Annotated in this window: 22 protein-coding genes; 11 read left to right on the plus strand and 11 right to left on the minus strand. The window is 46.4% G+C overall.

All coding sequences use genetic code 11. The features are described 5' to 3' along the window. The first annotated feature begins 108 nt into the window (after window positions 1-108). Both ACVA54_RS13715 and ACVA54_RS13720 read left to right on the plus strand, forming a co-directional pair. Complete coding sequence (locus ACVA54_RS13715; RefSeq protein WP_119464025.1) at window positions 109-2,688, plus strand: TRAP transporter permease; 2,580 nt, start codon at window positions 109-111, stop codon at window positions 2,686-2,688. A 43-nt stretch (window positions 2,689-2,731) separates the two neighbouring features. After that, on the plus strand, window positions 2,732-3,169 hold the full coding sequence (locus tag ACVA54_RS13720) for a universal stress protein (protein WP_099079949.1): 438 nt from the start codon (window positions 2,732-2,734) through the stop codon (window positions 3,167-3,169). A 74-nt stretch (window positions 3,170-3,243) separates the two neighbouring features. Here ACVA54_RS13720 and thiQ read toward each other — a convergent pair whose 3' ends face one another. From thiQ to mpl, 5 genes are all read right to left on the minus strand, one after another. After that, a complete protein-coding gene (thiQ, locus tag ACVA54_RS13725) occupies window positions 3,244-3,948 on the minus strand; it encodes a thiamine ABC transporter ATP-binding protein (RefSeq protein ID WP_099079950.1) in 705 nt (234 codons plus the stop codon). Next, window positions 3,948-5,534 carry a thiamine/thiamine pyrophosphate ABC transporter permease ThiP gene (gene thiP / locus ACVA54_RS13730; RefSeq protein ID WP_119464024.1) on the minus strand — a complete coding sequence of 529 codons (1,587 nt, stop codon included), beginning with the start codon at window positions 5,532-5,534 and terminating at the stop codon, window positions 3,948-3,950. The genes thiQ and thiP overlap by 1 nt, the downstream gene beginning before the upstream one ends. A gap of 14 nt (window positions 5,535-5,548) precedes the next feature. Continuing rightward, window positions 5,549-6,541, minus strand: coding sequence for a thiamine ABC transporter substrate binding subunit (gene thiB / locus ACVA54_RS13735; protein ID WP_099079952.1), 993 nt, complete (start codon window positions 6,539-6,541; stop codon window positions 5,549-5,551). Between the two features lie 248 nt (window positions 6,542-6,789). Next, window positions 6,790-7,428: a flavin prenyltransferase UbiX gene (locus ACVA54_RS13740; RefSeq protein ID WP_172438143.1), complete on the minus strand. Its 639-nt coding sequence runs from the start codon at window positions 7,426-7,428 to the stop codon at window positions 6,790-6,792. Beyond that, window positions 7,428-8,786, minus strand: coding sequence for a UDP-N-acetylmuramate:L-alanyl-gamma-D-glutamyl-meso-diaminopimelate ligase (mpl, locus tag ACVA54_RS13745; protein ID WP_099079953.1), 1,359 nt, complete (start codon window positions 8,784-8,786; stop codon window positions 7,428-7,430). The genes ACVA54_RS13740 and mpl overlap by 1 nt, the downstream gene beginning before the upstream one ends. Window positions 8,787-9,096: 310 nt before the next feature. On the opposite strand from mpl, the gene fbp reads away from it, so the two are divergent. Continuing rightward, window positions 9,097-10,113, plus strand: a complete 1,017-nt coding sequence (gene fbp, locus ACVA54_RS13750) for a class 1 fructose-bisphosphatase (RefSeq protein WP_099079954.1) — start codon at window positions 9,097-9,099, stop codon at window positions 10,111-10,113. A gap of 126 nt (window positions 10,114-10,239) precedes the next feature. Beyond that, complete coding sequence (gene ppa / locus ACVA54_RS13755; protein ID WP_099079955.1) at window positions 10,240-10,770, plus strand: inorganic diphosphatase; 531 nt, start codon at window positions 10,240-10,242, stop codon at window positions 10,768-10,770. Between the two features lie 64 nt (window positions 10,771-10,834). On the opposite strand, the gene ACVA54_RS13760 is transcribed toward ppa, so the two are convergent. The 5 genes from ACVA54_RS13760 to tamA form a co-directional block, all read right to left on the minus strand. Further along, on the minus strand, window positions 10,835-11,194 hold the full coding sequence (locus ACVA54_RS13760) for a DUF2799 domain-containing protein (RefSeq protein ID WP_099079956.1): 360 nt from the start codon (window positions 11,192-11,194) through the stop codon (window positions 10,835-10,837). Between the two features lie 100 nt (window positions 11,195-11,294). Further along, window positions 11,295-11,501: a DUF2799 domain-containing protein gene (locus ACVA54_RS13765; protein WP_253252695.1), complete on the minus strand. Its 207-nt coding sequence runs from the start codon at window positions 11,499-11,501 to the stop codon at window positions 11,295-11,297. Then, a complete protein-coding gene (locus ACVA54_RS13770; protein ID WP_099079957.1) occupies window positions 11,498-11,845 on the minus strand; it encodes a gamma-glutamylcyclotransferase family protein in 348 nt (115 codons plus the stop codon). The genes ACVA54_RS13765 and ACVA54_RS13770 overlap by 4 nt, the downstream gene beginning before the upstream one ends. Before the next feature lie 32 nt (window positions 11,846-11,877). After that, window positions 11,878-15,672: an autotransporter assembly complex protein TamB gene (gene tamB / locus ACVA54_RS13775; protein ID WP_446649698.1), complete on the minus strand. Its 3,795-nt coding sequence runs from the start codon at window positions 15,670-15,672 to the stop codon at window positions 11,878-11,880. Next, a complete protein-coding gene (gene tamA / locus ACVA54_RS13780; RefSeq protein WP_099080007.1) occupies window positions 15,669-17,381 on the minus strand; it encodes an autotransporter assembly complex protein TamA in 1,713 nt (570 codons plus the stop codon). Before tamA ends, tamB begins: the two co-directional genes overlap by 4 nt. 170 nt (window positions 17,382-17,551) lie before the next feature. On the opposite strand from tamA, the gene msrA reads away from it, so the two are divergent. After that, a complete protein-coding gene (msrA, locus tag ACVA54_RS13785) occupies window positions 17,552-18,184 on the plus strand; it encodes a peptide-methionine (S)-S-oxide reductase MsrA (protein WP_099079959.1) in 633 nt (210 codons plus the stop codon). Window positions 18,185-18,229: 45 nt separating this feature from the next. On the opposite strand, the gene ACVA54_RS13790 is transcribed toward msrA, so the two are convergent. Next, window positions 18,230-18,430, minus strand: a complete 201-nt coding sequence (locus tag ACVA54_RS13790; protein WP_099079960.1) for a DUF1107 domain-containing protein — start codon at window positions 18,428-18,430, stop codon at window positions 18,230-18,232. A gap of 216 nt (window positions 18,431-18,646) precedes the next feature. Here ACVA54_RS13790 and ACVA54_RS13795 point away from each other — a divergent pair, with 216 nt between their 5' ends. From ACVA54_RS13795 to ACVA54_RS13820, 6 genes are all read left to right on the plus strand, one after another. Then, window positions 18,647-19,198 (plus strand): YtfJ family protein, encoded by a 552-nt coding sequence (locus tag ACVA54_RS13795; protein WP_099079961.1) that lies wholly within the window; start codon window positions 18,647-18,649, stop codon window positions 19,196-19,198. Between the two features lie 172 nt (window positions 19,199-19,370). Next, window positions 19,371-19,670 (plus strand): DUF2607 family protein, encoded by a 300-nt coding sequence (locus ACVA54_RS13800; protein WP_099080008.1) that lies wholly within the window; start codon window positions 19,371-19,373, stop codon window positions 19,668-19,670. 93 nt (window positions 19,671-19,763) lie between these two features. Beyond that, window positions 19,764-20,453, plus strand: coding sequence for a zinc uptake protein ZrgA (zrgA, locus tag ACVA54_RS13805; protein WP_446649699.1), 690 nt, complete (start codon window positions 19,764-19,766; stop codon window positions 20,451-20,453). Window positions 20,454-20,505: 52 nt separating this feature from the next. Beyond that, a complete protein-coding gene (locus ACVA54_RS13810; RefSeq protein ID WP_119464020.1) occupies window positions 20,506-21,234 on the plus strand; it encodes an ABC transporter ATP-binding protein in 729 nt (242 codons plus the stop codon). Continuing rightward, complete coding sequence (locus ACVA54_RS13815; RefSeq protein ID WP_099079964.1) at window positions 21,231-22,490, plus strand: ABC transporter permease; 1,260 nt, start codon at window positions 21,231-21,233, stop codon at window positions 22,488-22,490. The genes ACVA54_RS13810 and ACVA54_RS13815 overlap by 4 nt, the downstream gene beginning before the upstream one ends. A 5-nt stretch (window positions 22,491-22,495) precedes the next feature. Further along, window positions 22,496-22,993, plus strand: coding sequence for a DUF3299 domain-containing protein (locus ACVA54_RS13820; protein ID WP_099079965.1), 498 nt, complete (start codon window positions 22,496-22,498; stop codon window positions 22,991-22,993). Window positions 22,994-23,163 lie beyond the last annotated feature (170 nt).

The following is a 23,163-nucleotide window of genomic DNA, read 5'->3' on the forward strand; positions in this document are numbered from 1 at the left end:
AGCAAAACACTCGAAAGCAAACTTCACTCTATTCACTACACTGATAGAGGCGAAGCGGGGTTCTCGAAACAAAGAACTGACATGACCATCAATAATAAGGAAAAGTACATGTCGACGAATAATACTCCGTCACAAGATGTGCAAGAAATGGTGGCTCAGGCAGACACAGGTGCTCGCAGCCCATCGGGTTTGCAGGGACAAATTTTATGGTTTGTTCCACTGTGTTGGTCACTATTTCAATTATGGTATGCCTCTCCGCTGCCATTTATTTTTAATTTTGGCGTACTAAACGATACTGAAGCGCGTGCAATTCATCTTACTTTTGCCACTTTTCTTGCTTTCACAGCTTACCCGGCAATGAAAAATTCACCGCGCGACCATATTCCACTCATCGACTGGATTCTTGCATTAGCAGGCAGCTTTGCTGCGGCTTACATTTATATTTTCTACACTGAGTTGGCAGGGCGCTCTGGCGCACCAACAACGGTTGACATCGTTGTCTCAGTAACAGGTATGGCATTGTTACTTGAAGCAACTCGTCGCGCTCTAGGACCACCATTGATGGTCGTTGCTGCGGTATTTCTGACTTACACCTTTGCCGGTCCATACATGCCAGATGTGATTGCCCATAAAGGCGCAAGCTTAAACAAAGCGATGTCGCACCTCTGGCTAACCACAGAAGGTGTATTCGGCGTTGCACTGGGTGTCTCAACCTCTTTCGTGTTCTTGTTCGTCCTGTTTGGTGCCATGCTAGAACGAGCTGGCGCAGGCGCTTACTTCATTAAAGTCGCCTTCTCGCTGCTTGGTCACATGAAAGGCGGCCCGGCAAAAGCGGCCGTTGTCGCATCCGGTCTATCTGGTCTGGTTTCTGGCTCTTCCATCGCCAACGTAGTAACAACCGGTACCTTTACCATTCCACTGATGAAGCGTGTCGGCTTCCCGGGGACAAAAGCAGGTGCGGTAGAAGTCGCAGCGTCAACTAATGGCCAGTTAACCCCACCAATCATGGGTGCCGCGGCATTCCTAATGGTGGAATACGTAGGTATCTCTTACGTTGAAGTAATTAAAGCCGCCCTACTTCCAGCGCTTATCTCTTACATCGCATTGATTTACATCGTTCACCTTGAAGCGTGTAAAGCAGGTATGACTGGCCTTCCTCGCCGTCATAACCCAACCATGCTACAGAGCTTACTGTCATTTACTGGCACCATTTTGGGCTTGAGTGTGATCAGCGCTCTGGTTTACTACGGTATCGGTTGGACCAAAGACGTATTCGGTGATGCAGCAACGCCTATCGTAACCGTTGCTCTGCTGATTGCTTATGTTGGCTTGGTGAAGATTTCCGCGAACCACATCAAAGACGGTGCGATTGAAATTGATGCCGAGCTAACAGAAGTGCCAGATCCGGGTCCTACTATTAAGTCAGGTCTACACTACCTACTGCCTATCGTAGTATTGGTTTGGTGTTTGACGGTAGAACGTTTTTCACCAGGTCTATCCGCATTCTGGGCTACGGTATTCATGATCTTCATTTTGCTCACTCAACGCCCGTTGATGGCGGTGCTGTCAAAACAAGGTGATTTAGTTGAGCAAACCAAAGATGGTTTTGTCGATCTCGCACAAAGTTTGGTTTCCGGTGCACGCAATATGATCGGAATCGGCGTGGCGACTGCGGCAGCTGGTACCGTTGTTGGCGTAGTAACCTTAACTGGTATCGGCTTAGTCATGACCGATTTTGTCGAGTTTATTTCCGGTGGTAGCTTAATTCTGATGCTGCTATTTACCGCCGTGATCAGCTTAATTCTTGGTATGGGTCTGCCTACAACAGCAAACTACATTGTTGTTTCTACTTTAATGGCACCAGTGATCGTTACCCTCGGTGCGGCGCATGGTCTTATCATCCCACTGATTGCAGTGCACTTGTTCGTGTTCTACTTCGGTATCCTTGCCGACGATACTCCGCCAGTGGGTTTGGCAGCATTTGCAGCCGCGGCGATAGCGAAATCCGACCCGATTCGAACTGGTATTCAAGGTTTTACCTACGATATCCGAACCGCAATTCTGCCGTTCATGTTTGTCTTTAACACACAACTGCTGCTAATGGGCATTGATACTTGGTGGCACTTAGCGCTGACGGTGATCTCTTCCATTATCGCGATGCTGATTTTCTCTGCGGCAACGCAAGGTTGGTGGCTGACAAAAAACAAATGGTGGGAAACCATTCTATTATTAGTACTGACTTTCTCATTTCTGCGTCCTGGTTTTTGGTGGGACATGCTCTATCCAGCGAAAGTTCTTTCACCTGGTGTTGAGATAATTCAAGTCACACAGGGCCTGAATGTAGGAGAATCCATTGAGTTACGTGTTGCTGGACAAAACTTAGAAGGCGATAACATTGAGAAAACCGTTCGCCTGCCATTTGATGATAAAGCAACCACCGCTGAAGAACGCATTGCTTCAATGGGACTGATGCTGACAGAGAGCGACGGGAAAATGATCGTAGATATGGTCGAATTTGGTAGCCCTGCTGAATCATCAGGTATCGATTTCGATTGGGAGATCAAATCGGTCATTCAAAATGCGGATCGCCCAATGAAAGAGTGGGTATTTGTACCGTGTTTGTTGCTCTTACTGGTACTTGCTATGAACCAGAAACATCGTGCTCGTAAGGAACAACTGAGCGCATAACTGATTTGGCCCCGAGGCAAGGGGCCGTGATGAGAGACATTGAATGTACAAACAAATTCTTGTTCCTGTTGATCTCAACGACCAAGGCTTTTCTGACCGTGCGGTTGAGTTAGCCGTTTGGCAAGCAAAACAAGCCAATGCAGAAGTTCACCTTCTAACCGTCGTACCCGGTATCCACATGTCGATGGTCGCAAGCTACTTTCCGAAAGATGCGGCTGCGGAAATGAAGCAAGATGTGAAGCAACAGCTAAAAGCGTTTGCTGACCAACACATTGACGATGAGGTGATTTACAAAGTACACGTTGCAGAAGGGAAACCTTACGCAACCATTCTCGACTACGCAGAGCGTTTAGGTGCTGACCTTATCATTATGCCAAGCCACAAGCGCTCTAAAATCAACAAAGTGATGCTTGGTTCGGTCGCGAGCAAAGTCGTTGAATACTCACCAATCAACGTCATGGTTGTGAAGCCTCAAGGCTAGCGTGAGCCATTCAAACCTAAAAACAAAAGGTTGATGCTTGCATCAACCTTTTTTATCCGTCCTTATCATAGTGTTTATCCTGCCGCTCGAACAAAAATGCTCAACGCATCACTGCCATGTTGTGCATTTAACTCAGCAATCTCACCAGATGCTTCTACCTGACCACTAGCAACAAAAGCAAAATGACTGGCAATGGCTCTTGCATCACTTAGGTGGTGCGTCACCATCAAGACAGTAATGCCACGCTCAGTAGCAAGCTGCTTAACCAATGTTAGCATCTCCTCACGCAGCACAGGGTCTAACGCAGAAAAAGGCTCATCAAGAAGCCACATCGAATGCGGCTGAACAAAACAGCGCGCCAGTGCCACACGCTGACGCTGACCGCCAGAAAGGTGCTCTGGCAATCGGTCAAGATACTCTGCTACACCAACTTGCTTTGCGGCTTGCTCCACAAGAAGCTTTTGGTCTACCGTGAGCTTTAATCCCGGATGCAGACCTAAACCAATGTTGTCTCTTACTGACAGATGAGCGAATAGATTGTGTTCTTGGAGCAACATAGAGAACGGACGCTGGTACGGTTCTTTGCGTACGATGGACTCACCATCAACCAAAATATCGCCTTGGTCTGGATTGATGAACCCAGCCAACAGTGCAAGTAACGTTGATTTACCCGCCCCACTCGGTCCCATCAGTGACACGATTTGTCCACGTTGAATTTCTAGCTCAAAGCAAAACAGATCACGTTGATAGGTATACTGCACATCATCCAATACTAACATTACGCTCTCCCCTTCGTTTTCAACACTTTTTCAATCACGGCGAAACAGCCCACACTGAGCAATAACAACGTGACTGAGACCACCGCTGCCGCCTCCATTTGATAACTGCCTAACAATTGGAATAGATACAACGGCAAGGTTCTAAATTCTTGTCCACCAAACAAAGCAATCGCGCTTAAGTCGCCAATCGCAAACATAAAGCTGATTGCAAACGCATGAGCAAATGGCTTGCGTAATGCTTGCCACTCCACCACTTTAAAACGTTGCCAACCACGCATGCCTAGGCTGGCACAAACGTACTGGTATTGCTGCTCAATGTGTAACATCGGTTGAGACAAGGTTTTAATCACATACGGCAGTGCCATTAAACCATTCACCAGAATAACCACAAAAAATGCTAAGCTGAATACATCGGTAAATGATCGTAGCAATAGAAATAATCCAGTACTAATAACTAATCCAGGCGTCACCAAGATGATGGTGCCAATTAGTTCAATTTGATCGGCGCGGCTGTTCTTGTATTGCAAACGCCAACGTCGGCTAGTAAGCAAAATTGACACGCCAGCAGCAACAGCCAGAGAGCTCGCTAACACGGCAACTTTGAGTGAATTCCACAATGCAGACCAAAAGCGTTCATCACTCAATACCGACCAAACTTGTTGGTTGATACCACTGAATACGACCATCACAAGCGGCGGTATGACAAGTAAAAAGGCAGCCATGATCCAAAAGCAATCCCAAGCTTTTGACCATCCATGATCCTTCGTTAAATATTGCTGTACTGATATGCTTCCAGCGCTTACCGAGACTGGCTTCGTCAACTTCTGTACGCCAATCGCGAGTAAGCCACATAACAACATTTGCCACAGCGCCAACAGCGCCCCAGCTTGCAAATCAAAGTCGAACTTAATCGCTTGGTAAATGGCAAGTTCAATCGTCGTTGACTTCGGTCCGCCGCCTAATGCCATCACGGTGGCAAAGCTGGTAAAACACAGCATAAACACCAAGCCACTCACATGAGCTAACTGTTGCCTTAGACGTGGCCATTCCACCCAGCGGAATTTGTCCCAATGAGTCATACCAAGGTGTGCACACAGTTTATGTTGCTCTGAAGGAATGGATTCCAATGCCTGCAAAAGTAGGCGCGCCGCATAAGGCATATTGAAGAACACATGCGCAAGCAAAATACCGTTCAGTCCATAGATGGAAAACGGTAGATCAGCATCAAGGCTTTGTAGTCCTTTTGCAATCAGGCCACTATTGCCGTAAATCGCCAGCAAACCAAATACACCCACCAAAACTGGCAGAACCAAGGTGGAAGCAAACAATTTTAACAGTAGAAACTTACCAAAGAACTCACGACGAGAAAGTGCGTGAGCGACGGGAATGGCAAAGCCGACGCTCAACACGGTAGAGAGAAATGCTTGGTAGAAGCTGAACTTGGTGACATGTTGGTAGTAAGGATCACTCCAAACCATCGACACATCAAGAGAAGGCGCTTGAATAATCAAAGCACCTAGGGCAGAAATAACAAAGGCCGTGATAATCATCGCGACCCCTAAACCTATTTTCGGTACAGAATTCAAAAGTAGAACCTATATTAAAACGTCAATGCGCTTTGCCACTCACGAATCCAGGACTTACGCTTTTTTGCAACTTCATCAGCACTAAAGCTCAGTGACTTGTTTGGTACGCTGAGCGTTGCAAAACCTTTTGGCAGCTCAACATCAGTCACTGGGTACATCCAGTTGCCCGTTGGCATTGCCGATTGGAATTCATCACTCAAAATGAAGTTCATGAACTGATCGGCTAGCTCAGAATTCTGTGAGCTTTTTACCTTGGCCGCCACTTCCACTTGCATGTAGTGACCTTCAGCAAAGTTGGCACTTGCGTACTTAGCATCGTCTTCCGCAATCAAATGGTAGGCGGGAGAAGTCGTATACGACAGCACAAGATCAGACTCACCATTCAAGAACATGGAGTACGCCTCGGACCAACCTTTGGTAACGGTAACGGTTTTACTCGCTAGCAGCTTCCACGCTTGGGTGGCGTCATCGCCATAGATAGACTTCATCCACAACATCAAGCCTTGGCCCGGCGTCGAAGTGCGAGGATCTTGGTAAATGACTTTCAGATCATCACGCTCTTCCAACAACTCCTGCATGCTCTTTGGCGGATTTGCTAACTTATCTTTGTTGTACACAAAAGCAAAGTAGCCGTAATCATAAGGTACGAAGGTTTTATCCTGCCAACCGTTAGGCAGCGTGGTTTTAGAAGTATCAACGTTATGCTCAGTCAGCAGGCCAGTCTTTTTTGCTTCCGCCATTAGGTTATTATCCAAACCTAACACGATATCCGCTTTGCTGTTGCTTCCCTCCAAACGAAGGCGGTTAAGAATGGAAACACCATCGTCCAGTGCAACGAAATTAACATCGCATCCGCATTTGGCTTCAAATGCCTTTTCGACGTTAGGACCAGGTCCCCAATCGGCAGCGAAAGAGTCGTACGTATAGACAGTTAGGGTGTTTTCAGCGGCAAACGCTGAAGTTGAAGTGATGGCTGCAAGGGCAATCAGACTAAGAGTGGTTTTCACGGCTCGCTCTCCATTTGCATGTCGAAAAGTTGAGCGGCACAGGGTTGAGGCAGGTATTTAGGACTTCCAATATCCAGGCTCAATTCCTACGCCAGCATTATCTGGTTCAGGTAATACGGGTCCCTTCCTGCTCAACAACGTTCAGCGATTAGGTCTCAGCGCCCAAGTGCATTGATGAGTTCAATGCCAAATGAGTTTGCTCCCCGATGAGTTGGATGGATTGTAAAGGTCTTTGATTGATTACACAATCAACGTTGGTCATAACCCCAACGTGGCACTAAACCTTGTTCAATACCTAAGTGATCAAGAATTCTCGCTACCATAAAATCAACCAAGTCTTCAATGCTCTTCGGTTGATGGTAGAAGCCCGGCGCAGCAGGCATGATGGTCACGCCCATCTGCGATAGCTTGTGCATGTTCTCTAGATGTAGGGTTGAGAATGGCGTTTCACGCACCACAAGCAGCAACTGTCCACGTTCTTTCATCACCACATCCGCGGCACGTTCGATCAGGTTATCCGACATACCGTGTGCGATCGCCGCGACGCTACCCGCTGAACATGGGCACACCACCATTTGTTTCGGCGCTGCGGAGCCTGATGCCACTGGTGAGAACCAATCATCTTTACCACAAATCGTTAAATTATCTGGGTTGCAGTTGAGATGTTCTACTAATGCCTTTTGTGCCGCTTCAGGGCCGCTTGGTAGTTTCAAATCATGCTCAGTCGCCATCACCACACGAGCTGCAGAAGAGATCAACACATACACGTGGTAATCCGCTGCAACAAGACACTCGAGAAGGCGAAGGCCATACGGGGCACCAGAAGCGCCCGTTAATGCTAATGTGATGGCTTTTTTAGGGGTTACTTTTTGCTGCATAAATGTCATTAAGCTTTTTGTTTCAGTTGTTCTAGAAGCTTGCCGTGGATGCCACCAAAGCCACCATTGCTCATCACAAGAATTTGGTCACCCGGTTGTGCTCGTTCGACGATTTTCGCGACAAAGCTATCCATCTCTGTACCGACAAACGCAGATTGTTGACACTGGTCAGCAATGTCTTGTACCGACCAACCAATGTCATCCGGTTGGAATAGGAACACTTCATCTGCGCTGTGCAATGACGCCGCGAGTGTATTCTTGTGAACACCGCGCTTCATGGTCGCAGAGCGAGGCTCCAGTACGGCAAGAATACGCTGTTCGCCTACCTTGTTCCGTAAACCGCCCAGCGTCAGTTCAATCGCTGTTGGGTGATGAGCAAAATCATCGTAAACCGTCACGTCCTGCTCTTCACCTTTTAGCTCCAAACGACGTTTCGTATTGATAAAGCGACCAAGCGCCTGACAAGCAAGCTCAGGAGTAACACCAACATGACGCGCAGCAGCAATCGCCATTAATGCGTTATCTACGTTGTGGTCACCAACGAGGTCCCAATCCACGACGCCTACTTTCTCGCCTTGCAGTGACACTTCAAATTTAGAACCATCGACAACCAATTTGTGTGCTTGCCAATCACCATCGACACCAGAGAACTGCTTTTCTGTCCAACAACCGCGCTCGATCACCTCTTGCAGAGACGGATCTTGCTTTGGCGCCAAGATCAAACCGTTACCCGGAACAGTACGCACCAAATGATGGAATTGACGCTTAATCGCCTCTAGATCGTCGAAGATGTCTGCATGATCGAATTCAAGGTTATTCATGATCAGCGTGCGTGGGTGATAATGAACAAACTTAGATCGTTTATCGAAAAAAGCACTGTCATATTCATCCGCTTCGACAACGAAGAACATGCTTTCACCCAAGCGAGCCGACACGCCAAAGTTACCTAGCACACCACCAACAAGGAAGCCCGGTTGGTAACCGCAATCTTCTAGGATCCAAGCCAACATGCTTGAAGTGGTGGTTTTACCATGGGTACCCGATACCGCCAGAACCCAACGATCGTGCAATAGAAACTCTTGCAACCACTGTGGACCCGAAGTGTAACGAATATTGGTGTTGAGTACATGCTCAACACATGGGTTACCACGGCTCATCGCGTTGCCTATCACCACGAGATCGGGTTGAGGGTCAAGTTGAGAAGGGTCAAATCCTTCAATTATTTCAATACCTTGAGACTCTAGCAGGGTACTCATTGGTGGATAAACATTGGCATCCGAACCCGTCACTTTATGACCTAGCTGACGCGCTAAAATTGCCGCGCCGCCCATAAACGTGCCGCAGATACCCAAGATATGAATGTGCATAAACGTAACCTTGTAATGCGTTTTTTAATTCTTTCATTATCGTGATAACTGTAAGAAAAGCGAGTGTCTTTCACCTTCTTCTTGCAGTCCCTTTCACAAATCTGACAAGGCTGGATACAGACTGTACTGTCAGCGAACTCTGAGATGAAAGCTAGGGTAGCTCTACAAATAAATTGAGATCTCAAACCGTTACTTCATTACCATTAAAAAGATCTGCGAATTAAACTTACAATTAGCACAATAGTTTAACATTCATAAAGAGATGTCCCATTGTGCGAGCCCCCACTGAATTGAAAAGTAAGGATTAACCATGTCAGGAATGCGCACCTTAGGCGAATTCATCGTAGAGAAGCAAGTGGACTTCCCCCACGCTAGCGGCGATCTCTCATCTCTTTTAGCTTCCATTCGTTTGGCTGCCAAAATCGTAAACCGCGAAATCAATGCGGCCGGCCTTGGTGATATCACTGGCGCAGTCGGTACAGAAAACATACAGGGTGAAGCCCAGCAAAAGCTCGATGTTTATGCGAACGACAAGTTCAAAGCGGCGCTTGAAGCTCGCGACCAAGTATGTGGCGTGGCCAGTGAAGAAGAAGATGAAGCGGTTGCCTTCAATCGAGAACTCAACCAAAACGCAAAATACGTGGTATTAATGGACCCACTCGATGGCTCATCAAACATCGACGTGAACGTGTCAGTCGGTACCATCTTTTCCATTTACCGCCGAGTTTCCCCTATCGGTACACCAGCAACAGAAGAAGATTTCTTGCAACCTGGTCACAAACAAGTCGCCGCTGGCTACGTGATTTATGGTTCATCCACCATGTTGGTTTACACCACTGGCAATGGCGTAAACGGGTTTACGTACGATCCATCCATTGGCAGTTTCTGCCTGTCTCATGAGAACATGATGATCCCAGAAGACGGTCAGATCTACTCAATAAACGAAGGCAACTACATTCGCTTCCCTGTTGGTGTTAAAAAATACATCAAATACTGTCAGGAGAATGAACCTGAAGATGGGCGTCCATACACGTCTCGCTATATCGGTTCTTTGGTTGCGGACTTCCACCGTAATTTATTAAAAGGTGGGATTTACCTTTACCCTAGTACGCAAAGCCACCCTCAAGGCAAACTGCGCCTGCTTTATGAATGTAACCCGATGGCATTCTTAATTGAACAAGCTGGCGGGATTGCTTCCGATGGCGTGAACCGCATTCTGGATTTACAGCCAACCGAACTTCACCAACGTGTGCCATTCTTCGTTGGTTCAAAAAATATGGTAAGAAAAGTCGAAGAATTTCTTGAGCTAAATCGCGACGAAGTCTAATTTTATCGCTGAGGATCGAATACTCCCAACACGGCAGGCCTTTACCCGCCGTGTTTTTATCGCTAAAGTAAATTGCGTAAATATTAGCCAGATTATACTTAGCCTTCAATGAAAAGGAATATTCAAATGAGCTTAAACAACGTACCCGCTGGTAAATCCCTTCCTGACGATATTTATGTCGTCATCGAAATTCCTGCAAATGCAGACCCCATCAAGTACGAAGTCGATAAAGAGTCTGGTGCGGTATTTGTCGATCGCTTCATGTCAGCACCAATGTTCTACCCATGCAACTACGGTTACGTAAACGACACGCTTTCTCTCGATGGTGACCCTGTTGATGTATTGGTTCCAACCCCTTATCCATTGATCCCTGGATCGGTGATTCGTTGCCGCCCGGTCGGTGTGCTGAAAATGACCGATGAATCAGGTGAAGATGCCAAAGTGGTTGCCGTTCCTCACTCAAAAGTTTCCAAAGAATACGAACATATTCAAGACGTGGGTGATATTCCAGCGCTATTAAAAGCACAAATCACACATTTCTTTGAGCGCTACAAAGAGCTTGAATCTGGAAAGTGGGTAAAGGTCGATGGCTGGGCTGATGTAGAAGCAGCAAAAGCAGAAATTATTGAGTCTTACCAGCGTGCTCAAAAAAAATAATCGCAGGTATCAGGTAACAAAAGCGCTGCCAATCGGCAGCGCTTTTTCGTTGTCATAACTTTGTTTAATACCCACCGGCCGTCGACCGTCTGCCTGATTCATAATCATATTGGAAAAATGGGTCTAGATCATCGCAGATGCCTAAGTAAGGTGTGCCTAGTACTCCGAGAATATAAGCACTTTGCTGACAATACTCTTCCTTACCCTCTTGGTAGCCAGTTTGGTAGGCCATGATAAGTTCAGGAGTAGCACGGTTAGTGTCATCTAACTTGGCAATACGCTCTTCAGACAACTCAAGAGAGCCATTAAGTGCCGTTTGTTTGCCGAAAGCTTGCCAGTCTGTCGCGTTAACAGAGCTGGGTAGTGTGGTTTGCGCACAAGCGTTGAGAAAAAGCAGCATAGCGCCAATCGCAAATAGTCTCATCATTACTCCTCACTCATGAATAGCGTTTGCTGCCTTTAGATGTGCGCCCTAATTCGTATTCTCGACGGAATCGATCATCTAAATCGTCACAAATGCCTCGCTAATAAAGCCTGCTTTCACCGAGCGTGAAAGCGTCTTGTGCGCAGTAATTAGCTCGACCGCTTTCATAGCCATTACTGTACGCCATATATAAGTCGTCGCCTTTATTGAGCTCTTGCATGGAGAGTTTTGAGTCACCCGCTTCCGCTCGCTGCATACCGTATTGTTGCCACTGCATGCTGTCGTTACTGCTCTCAGTATCGTTCACACCCTCTGACACCAATCTCCAGAAGCCACCTCTTCGCTCAACTGCTCTGTATCCTGATACAAGTAGATCCAAGCTTGTCCAAAAGGCGTAATGATAGTCTCTCTGCGATATTCAACTGGAACATCTTCCAGCTTATCTAGCGCCATGAGAGTGCTGTCGTCGATCAAGTACACCTCACCTTGCACCGCCTTGTGCCCAATTGATAATGCGGGATACGGACCAAGATCATACAAAGCAAACTGAGCATCCGTTTCATGGTGCCCTAGGAACTCCGCGTTACTCAGAAAATGATGGTTGCGCTCTCCGTTACGCAAGGTTCCATACACAAACACTAGCTGCTGCATAATCACTCCTTAGCGATGATCACAGACCATGATCAATCAAATTCAAACTGATAAAGCAGATCGACCGCACTATCCACCCCTGACACGGCTTCAATATACAGATCTTTCATCAAACGATAACGTATGGTGAACTCACCCAAAGAATTAAAGATACCGACCCCATACTTCACCTGTAATCCTGGGAGAATATAACCGCTCACGGTAACTTGTGAATCATCACCAGAGCCCGCCGTATCGAGTTGCAAATCCTGTACACCAAAGGCTTCACCGATCTCTCCTACGACTCGACCACTCTTCGCCAAACTCAAACCGATGAGGGTTGTCGTCATGGCATTACCATCCGATTCCGCATCAATATTTTGCCCGCGTAATAAATAAGATAGTGCATTCGCTTGAGGCATAGGAGGATCAGAAAAAATTTCCACCTTAGGATCACTAGCAGGACCAGTCACACGAACTCCTGCCGTCACACCATCTTGAGTATTATCCGGGTTACGAATCGCTTTAATGGATACATACGGCTCATCAACTGGCCCACTCATAATGATCTTACCCTCTTCAATCAGCAAATCTTGGCCGAAAGAACGGTAAGAACCATCGATGATATTCACTTCACCAACAATAGATGGGCCTTTATCTCTTTGAGTAACCCTCAAGTCTCCTTGCAAATCCCCCTTGAGACCAAACGCCGATAATTGGAAGTCATTACCGATCTTAATATTGATGTCTGTCTCAACATTGAACGGAAACGTTTCATCCCCGTCTACGGGCTGCATGTTTTTATTCAAGATGACCGTATCCTTAGATACACCAACCGCACTTGGCGGTAATTCATCAATCAGAATGCGAGCCCATGGCAAATTGATATTCCCATCCACTTTAGCAAGTTTCGGTGTGACATTGATGGTCATATCCGGTTCAACTTTCATTCTGATCATTGGTGGCATATCGACTTCCAACTCTTTTGCAAATACTCGAGCTTTAGTGTGCCAATTATCAAGGTCGCGCCAATCTGCATCACCATTGATTTCAAGCTTACCATCAGGAGTCATGATGCCTGCATCTAGACTAGCTTGGTGCCCAGTAAAGTTAATTGCCACCCGACCAGAATCAACATCAATCGGCGTCACTTCGCCTCGCAGTTTCATTTGATCAATCAAGAACTGACCATTAACTTGCGGGTGCATCACATCTCCTGACAGTGTAAGGTCGGTACTCATATTGGCTTTCAATAAACTGTACTCCCCAACCAATGGAGAGAGAAAATCCAAATTAAATGTTGATAGTGATATCTTGCCACCTATCGTCGGGTTCTCTGATGAGACATCATTGAGCGACACCTTTCCGGATAAATCACCGTTGTCAGTCACATCGAGCAACCACTCTGCATCCAGTTTATCTTTAGCCAATGTCGCTTTAAGACTCACGCTGTTCCACCCAATTTGGATTGGTTGCTCTAGCGTTTGTTCCACCTGACCTTTTGGCATCTCAACATTCAGCGTCACTTCCGGTTTGTTGTCCGACGCCCATTTAGCGAAAGCATTAGCGTTCACGGAACCTTGCAACTTAATTTCTGTCGGCAAGAACGGTTTGATTTGGTCAAAATCAAAGTTAGTAATAGCCAACTTAGCTTCACCGCTTTTACCAACACGGATATCTTCAGTCAAACAAACACTAGACTTCGCTTGTAACCAACAATGGGCTTGAACATCTACGATTTGCTTATCAATATTGACGGTAACCGCCGTCGATTTTTGTAGCTTCCAAGGACCTTGTGGTGAACTCAGTGTTAACTGGCGAAGTGCGCCATCCCAAATCATTTCTGGTTTCTGTTTAAAGGAGCCTTCGATCTCTAGACTCGCAGACACCACATCTGACACGACATCAAGGGTCAATTGGTGCAACTTCTCATCACCGGATAATTCAAGATCCGCACTGTCTAGCTTCACATCATCATAAGTGATGTTTTTCGCGACCAAACTTAAGTTCGCTTCTGGGGTCGGCATAGGGGTAACATCACCTTTCAGGGTAATGTTCTCCACTGTTGCATGCTTCTGCCAACTCAGTTGGTTAAGAACGAGGTCGAGATTAGCTTCTGGCTCTTTCAAGCTGCCACGTAAAGCAACGGCTCCCTTCATATTACCGCCAAGATCCGGTACCGTTTTTGCCAAGTCGGGGAAGTTAACCTCAACATCCATCAGTATCTGTTTGTTAATGTTACCTTTTGCACGCAATTGGTTCGGGCCATGAGACAGCACTAAACCTTGGGTGTTAAGCTGGATGTCTTCACCTTTACCATTCTTATCCGAAGCTTCTAGCTGACCTTCAACATGCAATGGATAGCCACGCAAGATACCGTCAATATCTAGCTCAGGTAAGCTAACTTGCCAACCGCCTTGATCTGTCAGTGAGCCTGACGTCGATACACGACCACTGATGTCACCTTCCGCTTCTTTCCATTGCAAGCCCGGCTGAATGTGCTTCAAATTGAGGTCGGCTTGCCAGTTAATCGCTTCCGCCCAGTTCGCCATCACTTTTCCTGACAGCTCACCACCTAAGGTTTTCACCACTAGGCTGTCCAAATCGATTTGCTCTAGCGTTCCTTTACCATTTAAAGTGACATCAACCGCTGGAATATCTTTACCTGAGGCTTGAGTTTCCAATACAACGGTATAGCCGTTTAACGATCCTTTAGCGGCCAAGCTCGGCGCCAAGACTTGGTAATCACTTTTTCCGCTTAGCGGCCATTGCGCTTCAACGTCTTTAAGATTGATATCAAATGGCAATTCTGATTTAAGCGGTTGCACTTCGCCTTGAATTTTCGCCTTAACCAAGTCAGACAAAGTCGCATTCAATGACAGAGCCCCCACCGAGCCAGATGCGTTAAGTGATAGCTTCTGACCTTTCACATCCGCTTGCTTCACAAGTGCGTCGACCTGTGCCTGGATTGGGTAATCGGCAGATAAGGTGACTTGTGTGCTTAGCGTTCCTTCCACCTCTGGCATATCTAGCTCAAGCGTTTTTACATCGACTTTCTCCCCGCCTGCTTTGGCTTCTAAGCCGAGATGATGCACGATAACGGGCGTTTCCCCAGCCAGTTTAAAGTCATGAATGTCCAAGCGCTGCACTTCCACGCTCAGAGGGATCCAAACCTCTGGCAATAGGATGTCTTTTGACTCGGACTCAGCCTCTGGTTTAGCCGCTGTATCTTTTTTCGTTTCAGTCTCTTGTACTGTGCTATCTTCCGCCGCTTCTTCACTCGGAGCCAACGCAACATTGATCGCTTTCAATACTGTCGGAGCAATGACTAAACGATCGCCCTGCATCGATATCGCAGTGGAAAAATCTTGCCAGTCAATTTGGTTACCCAAGATGTTCAAATTGATGTCGTTCAAACTGACTTTATTAACAAAAATTGGCACTGGCGTACTGATCGAACGCAGTGGAGGCGTCTCTTCTTCTACGTCTTCACTCGGAGGCAACGATGGCATTTGGAAGTTCACACCTTGCAGCGTAAGCTCATCTACGCACACTTTAGGATCGGTGAAACAACGGAAATTTGTCGCTAAAGTCAGGCTCTCAACCTTCGCATCAATATGAAGTGACTCATCAACAAAGTGAATATTCTGCAGAGCAAAACGTGGAAACAACGCCCCCTGCACCTTCTCAACCTGCAGCTGAGGCAACACTTTTTCAGCGCCCCACAAAGCCAGCTTTAAACCGGGATGAGTAAACAACAAGGTCGCGATAAAAATCGCGATCAACAACACCAAACTAAGTAGAGCGAACGACAACCATTTCGTCCACTCAAGCATCACTTTGATCATAGTTCAGGTCCCAATGAGAAGTGGATACGAAAGTCTGGATCGGGCTCGGCATCTAACCCCCAAGCAAAGTCAATACTCACCGGACCGACAGGTGATGCCCAGCGAACGCCCACACCGACACCGGATTGCCACACTGGGGTTTTATTGAACGCATCACCAATATCGTAAAACACCGCTCCCCACCAATTGCCGTAAACGCGATATTGATACTCCAATGTGCTCGCTAACATATATTTTGCACCCGTTAATGCGCCACTGGCATCTTTGGGTGAAATCGATTCATAGCCATAACCACGAATACTGTTATCACCACCAGCGAAGAAACGCAGCGATGGAGGGAGTTTTTCCAATTCATCCGTGATGTTCGCTCCGCCTTCTAAACGGAATAGTCCACGGTTGTTTTCACCAAGACTACGAATCCATGATGTTCCTCCGAGTAGGCGTAATACTCGTGTTTCAGATAGCAGAGCAGGATCACCATACTCAATCGTGACACTCTGCTTATCCCCCCACATTGGCATGTTCCCGCCGCGCGTTCGAGTTCGAGATAGGGTTGTACCTGGCAACAAAAACTGCACGCCATCATCTTGCAAGCCCTGAGAGAAGTTTTCGTATAGATGACGAACATACAAGACGGTATGCCATCCATTATCAGTGAGCCAATACCGCCCAAAAGCCAAGTTGGACTCCAAACTCTCGGTGTCACGGTTATCAAGGTGTTTGAGACCAAACTGAACTTGGTAATATTCGCGCAGCACGTCGTCCATCGGGATTTTGTAACCCGCGATAATGGTTTGTTCAGGTTTAGAGAGTGACAATGCGGTATTGAAGCTATGGCCTCGAGCGCTTACCCATGGTTTTTTCCATTTTAGCCTTCCGCGCACGCCCATATCCGTGGAATAACCAATACCGGTTTCAATTTGATTCTTAGCGGCCGGCGCTAAGGAGACCTTTATCGGTATGTCACGACCGTCTTTGAGCTTGCTCAGATCGGGCTCAACAAATACCGATGAGAACCAGTCTGTGTTGGATAGGTTTTGATTATATTCACCCACTTCCGATACTAAATAAGGCTGACCCTTTTTGAATGGGCTTAAAGACGCAACCCTCTCTTCCCAGATTTGACTACCGATAATGTCTAAGTCGCCAAAGTGATAACGAATACCACTGTCATAGTGCAATCGTACAATGGCTTGATTGAGTTCGGGGATCACTTCAAGGCGATGAAGCGTAAAATCACCATTAAAATAACCACGTTGCAGCGCTAGATTTCGAATTCCGGACTTCAGGCTATCGTATTGACCTTGGTTTAACACTCGTCCGACTTTTAGAGGCGATTTTGCAATAAGATTAATAAATTCTTCATCTGTTTTAGCCTCCCCAGAGATCACCACATCCATGGTTTTCACACGGATTGGTTTGCCTGGCGTGACATTAACGATCAACTCATCATTCTCTTTCGTACTAGTGTATGAAATTGTCGCATGATAATAGCCAAGCGCGTTAAGCGCTTCATTGATACTTTTTTCCAAACGAGCCTGGAAACGCAAAGAGGTGGAATAATCCTTTTCTGGTATCGAGGAAAGGTAAGCGGTCACATTGTCTTCTAGCGCACCATCAAGCCCTTTGATTTTTAAGGACACATCGGCGTAAGTGCTTTGAGAAAAAACAATTAGGCTAGCAATTATCGGAATAGCTTTTCTTATCATGCTTATTTTTTTAGCTAGTGAGATTAAATTAACGTAAACAACAATAACGCGGTTCAAAGACCAAATCTGTAATATAAATAGGTTTACTGCGATTTGTGTCAGACCAACATAAGTTTCCGACTTAGTTAAAAAATTCGTAACATTAAGACTCGTATTGAAGGACAAATACTATGCTCAACAAACAGACAATGATCAGTATAGAAGATTCACTGCCGGGACGAGAGGTATCGATGCCGATTGAAGATATTCATTTTGTCAATCGTTCCAGCCTCACGGCGAAACCACAGGGTAAACAACAGCAAATTTTATTTGGTATGGGTTGCTTTTGGGGCGCAGAACGCCTGTTTTGGCAACTCGAAGGAGTGATCTCGACATCCGTCGGCTATGCGGGCGGTTATACACCAAATCCAAACTATGAGGAAGTGTGCAGTGGCAAAACAGGGCATACCGAGGTAGTACGAGTGCTCTTTGATGAAAGTATTATTTCACTCGAGCAACTTCTGGCCGCTTTTTGGGAAAAGCATGACCCGACTCAAGGCATGCGCCAAGGCAATGACTTGGGGACTCAATACCGCTCAGCGATTTACACCTACTCTCAGACTCAACAAGACGCCGCTGAAAGATCAAAAACGCGCTATCAACAAGCCTTGCAAGAAGATCAACGCTCTGCAATCACCACCGAGATCCGGCCCGCTGGCCCCTATTACTTTGCAGAAACCTACCATCAACAATATTTGGCAAAAAATCCCAATGGTTACTGCGGATTAGGCGGTACCGGCGTATGCTTCCCACCCAATCTCTAGCAAAACCAAAAAGAGCGACCATCGTCGCTCTTTTGCAATTCCTAATTAAGCAGGCAAGGACAATATTGCCTGGTTCACCTCTTTAAATACGGAAAGTTGCTTAGGATCCTTGATGTCCGGTAATAATACTTTACCGTTATCAAAATGGAACTGGCCTACTCCAGCAATTGAAAATTGCCCTTTGAATAACGTCTTAACGAAACGCGCCACTTGACGTGGACGATAAACAACAAACTCACGAAGCATAACCAACCTCAATATCCTTTTGAGAAAAAATACCTATAACTCTTTCCATGGCAACTTTATGCGCGATTTGCGACAGAATTTATTTTACCAAATTTTAGACTTATCGCAACAAACCAATACGGCAAATGTTAAGTAATTGTTAATTGTCGTTCTACATTTTTATTCACTCTAAGTGTATACTTGGCAAATTACATAACCCACATGGAACATAACAACATGAAAACTAAGACTCTCCTCTCTGTTTTTATCGCTCTCACTCCTAGCCTTGCTCTTGCTACTAACCTAAAGCTTGGCGAAACAGTGCCTGCCGCGAAAGTAAACGCTTACGGTGAAATCGTACTGCAAGGTGAAGGCGTCGCTTACCAACCATGGGCGACACAGCACATGCTTGGAAAGGTTCGCGTGATCCAAGCGATTGCAGGACGCACTAGCGCAAAAGAAATGAATGCGCCACTGATGACTGCATTAATCGAGGCGAAATTACCACAAGATAGCTACCAAACAACGACGATCATTAACCAAGATGATTCGATCTGGGGCACGGGGTCATTTGTAAAATCATCAGCGCAAGACAGTAAAAAAGAATTTCCTTGGTCGTCCATGGTATTGGATGAGAGCGGTGTCATTGCAAGCTCGTGGGCACTGAAAGAAGAAAGCTCTGCAATCATCGTACAAGACAAGCAAGGTAAGATTTTATTTATCAAAGAAGGTGCCCTATCACCTAATGAGATCAATCAAGTATTAGGCCTTATCAAACAGAACATCTGATTGACTCAGGCTTCTTGTTCGCGTTGACAAGGAGCCTTATCGACATCGATACCCATGTAGCCTCAGGTACTTGGGTATCGATGTCGATAAATGGCTTAGCGTTAACAAAAGGGGGAACGTTCACTACAAATAAATGTTATATTATAACACTGGTATTATTTCAGGCTCTAAGATGCATCACCTTTGGCAAGCAATCACCTATCAATTGCACCGCACTGTTGTACTATTCAGTGTCACGTTGCTGATCGCTTGGAACTTTGCCACCATCACCCATCAACTCGATCTCACACCTGAGCATCATAGCCATCATCATTGCCAACTATTTTCCGGCGCACAACATGGCTTGGTCAAGCATCAACCTGAGACTTTCGCGCCAACCTACCAGCGCGCCACGCATTCTGACGTCATAGAGAGGCAATTCAGCATTAGTGACGTGCGTTATACCGCACGCGCACCTCCAATCTTTGCTTAAACTTAAGAAGTCCCCTTATTAGAATTAGGGTTGCTAATCGCATAATCTAAACCGCAACCACATAAGAAATTTAAGCAAAATTAGGATAATAAAATGCCATCTAAACACGCTCTAGCTCTTGTTATCTGTCTATCACTAACCGCCACGGTTAACGCAGAAGAGTACCGTCAGCACAAAGCGCACGAGCACGGTCACGTAGAATTCAATATTGCTCAAGACGGTAAAGACCTACTGATCGAAATCACTTCTCCAGGTGCTGACATCGTGGGCTTTGAGCACGCAACAGAAAACGCAGAACAAGAGAAGGCACTTAACAACGCAATTGCTGCTCTCAAAGATACCAACAAACTATTTGCTATCAACCAACAAGCGAAGTGCGTGATTGAAGACGTCTACGTCTCCCATACGCTAGGCCAAGATTCGCACGAAGGTCATGATCACCACGCCCATGAAGGGCACGATCACGATAAGCATGACCATGACCATGACCATGACAAGCATAAAGATCATGTTCATAATGAACACACACATGATGACCACTCCGATCATAACGGTCATGAACATCACGATCACCAAGGTCACAACCGTGAACACGGCGGACACGGTGAGTTCACAGGAGAATACCGCTACCACTGTGACTCGATAGCAGACCTAAACAGCATTGATACCACTTGGTTCAAGACGTTCCCAACCACGGAATCGATCAATGTGAATCTGTTCACTGATACCACTCAGTCTGCGACTAACCTAAGCAAAGACAACGCGAAGATCTCAATTAAATAACTCACATGACGTGTGAGTGCTTACTAACACGTCGGTGCTTTGGTGATTTACTATGACTGAAACCACATCAAACGTTGTTGAGCTAACGAATGCCCAGTTTGTCTGGCCCGGCTCAGAAAACGCGACCATTTATATCCCACAGTTACACATAGCCCAAGGTGAACATGTTTTCATCAAGGGTCCTAGTGGCTGTGGTAAATCGACGCTACTCGCTCTACTAACGGGGATTAATACCTTAACCTCAGGCTCCCTCTCGGTACTAAGTACCGAATTGGCCAGTCTAAGAGCAAGCCAAAGAGATAAGTTTCGTGCCGATCACATTGGCTATATCTTCCAACAATTCAATTTGTTGCCTTACTTAAATGTGATTGAGAACGTGCTAATTCCATGCCAGTTCAGTAAGATCCGTAGCGATCGTGTCACGCCTAATGCATCAACTTCATCACTGGTCGAGCAAGCGACGACACTGCTAGAACGCCTGCACTTACCTAAAGAACTGCACGATAAGCCAGTATCAGAACTGAGTATCGGACAACAACAACGTGTCGCAGCCGCGAGAGCTTTAATTGGCCAGCCAGAACTGGTCATTGCCGATGAACCGACATCCGCGTTGGATCATGACAATCGCATGGCATTTATTGAGTTGCTTATGGAACAAGCGAACCTTGCTAACGCAACGTTAGTGTTTGTTAGCCATGATCCAACCCTTGAGTCCTTGTTCGACCGAACACTTAATCTCCCTGAAATCAATCTAACCTCAAATCGAGGAGCGGCATCATGAGTACTGTCGTCAAGCTCGCTTGGAAAAGCCTGATGAACCGCAAAGCGACTGCGATCCTCACTATCATGACGGTCGCGATTTCGGTCGTACTCTTATTAGGCGTTGAACGCATTCGAACTCAAGCAAAAGACAGCTTTGCCAACACCATCTCAGGAACCGACTTAATTGTCGGCGGGCGCTCAGGTCAAGTGAACCTGCTGCTGTACTCGATATTCAGAATCGGCAATGCCACGAACAATATTGACTGGAAGAGCTACCAAGAGTTCGCAAACCATCGCGCCGTCGACTGGGCAATTCCCATTTCGTTGGGGGATTCTCATAAAGGCTTTCGCGTGATGGGAACAAACCATCGCTATTTCGAACATTACAAGTATGGAAGTAAGCAACCACTTACCTTCTCACAAGGCAAACCATTCAATGGATTATTTGAAACCGTGCTTGGCTCAGATGTAGCAAAACAGCTCGGTTATAAGCTCGGCAGCGAAATCATTATCGCCCATGGCATCAGTGACGTTGGCTTTAGTCGCCATAATAATTTACCTTTTAAGGTCGTAGGCATTCTTGCCCCAACGGGAACGCCTGTCGATAAAACAGTCCACGTCTCTCTCGAGGCCATCGAAGCCATCCATGTTGGTTGGGAAAGTGGCGCACGTCTCGGGGCGACGCCAAAAGCGGATGAACTACGCGCAAGAGACTTTCAGCCCAAGCAGATCACGGCAATGTTGGTGGGACTAAAGTCACGCATTCAAACTTTTGCCCTACAACGGCAAATCAATACCTATCCAAAAGAACCGCTCAGTGCCATCATGCCCGGCGTTGCTTTGTATGAGTTATGGAGCATGATGTCAATCGCAGAACAAGCATTAATGGCCGTGTCTGGATTTGTCGTCGTGGCAGGATTGCTTGGCATGTTGAGCAGCCTTCTCATCAGTTTGCAAGAACGTCGCCGAGAAATGGCGATTCTCCGCGCCATGGGCGCACGACCAAGGCATGTTTTCTCTCTGTTGATCAGTGAGGCGAGCCTCCTGACAGCAAGCGGAATTGTGACGGGTATCGTAGGGCTTTATGCCATACTTTCCCTACTGAAACCCATCATTCAACAACACTATGGCATACACCTGACGCTAAGCGCCCTCTCATCGTATGAATGGATGTTACTTGGCTTCGTTCAATGCGCGGGGATAGTCATTGGCTTCATCCCTGCATTCCGAGCTTATCGACAATCACTCAGTGATGGAATGACAATAAGGATTTAAAAAAGATGTGGACAAAAATTCTCACCGCTGTTGCGCTGATCTTCTCATTGGCTTCGCCTGTGATAGCCAGTGACGAAGAGCCTCTAACACTAGATTGGATAGATCTCATACCAGAATCGGAGCGCAAGATGTTTGACAGCATCGGCATGCCTTCTTCTGATCACAACGGTGACGCTGCACAGCAATCAAAAATAGGTAATGTAAGACCAGAGTTGAATGGCAGTCAGGTGAAAATCCCTGGTTTTGTTATCCCACTAGAGGGGGATGCAAATACCGTAACTGAATTTCTGTTGGTGCCGTACTTTGGCGCGTGTATCCATGTACCACCGCCGCCGCCAAACCAAATCATTTATGTAAAATTTCCTAAAGGCGCACCCGTGCAAGAACTGTGGGATGTGATTTACGTGGTTGGCGAATTAAAAACAGAAACCATAAGTCATGAACTGGCACAAACGGCCTACGTCATCGAAGGCACAGGCATCGAAGCCTACGATGATATGTAGTGAGCGGAACAAAAGTGCGTTTTTCAGTCAGTATATAATGTGCACCAAGGCGTCATTTTGACGCCTTTTTCATGCCAGCAAGTTACGTGATATAGCGGGATAGGTACGCTAAAACCCCGACATACAGAATCAAAATAAGCGCGATCGACAGGTGCTTTTTCAGTTTGCTT

This window comes from Vibrio sp. PNB23_22_6 (assembly GCF_052877535.1).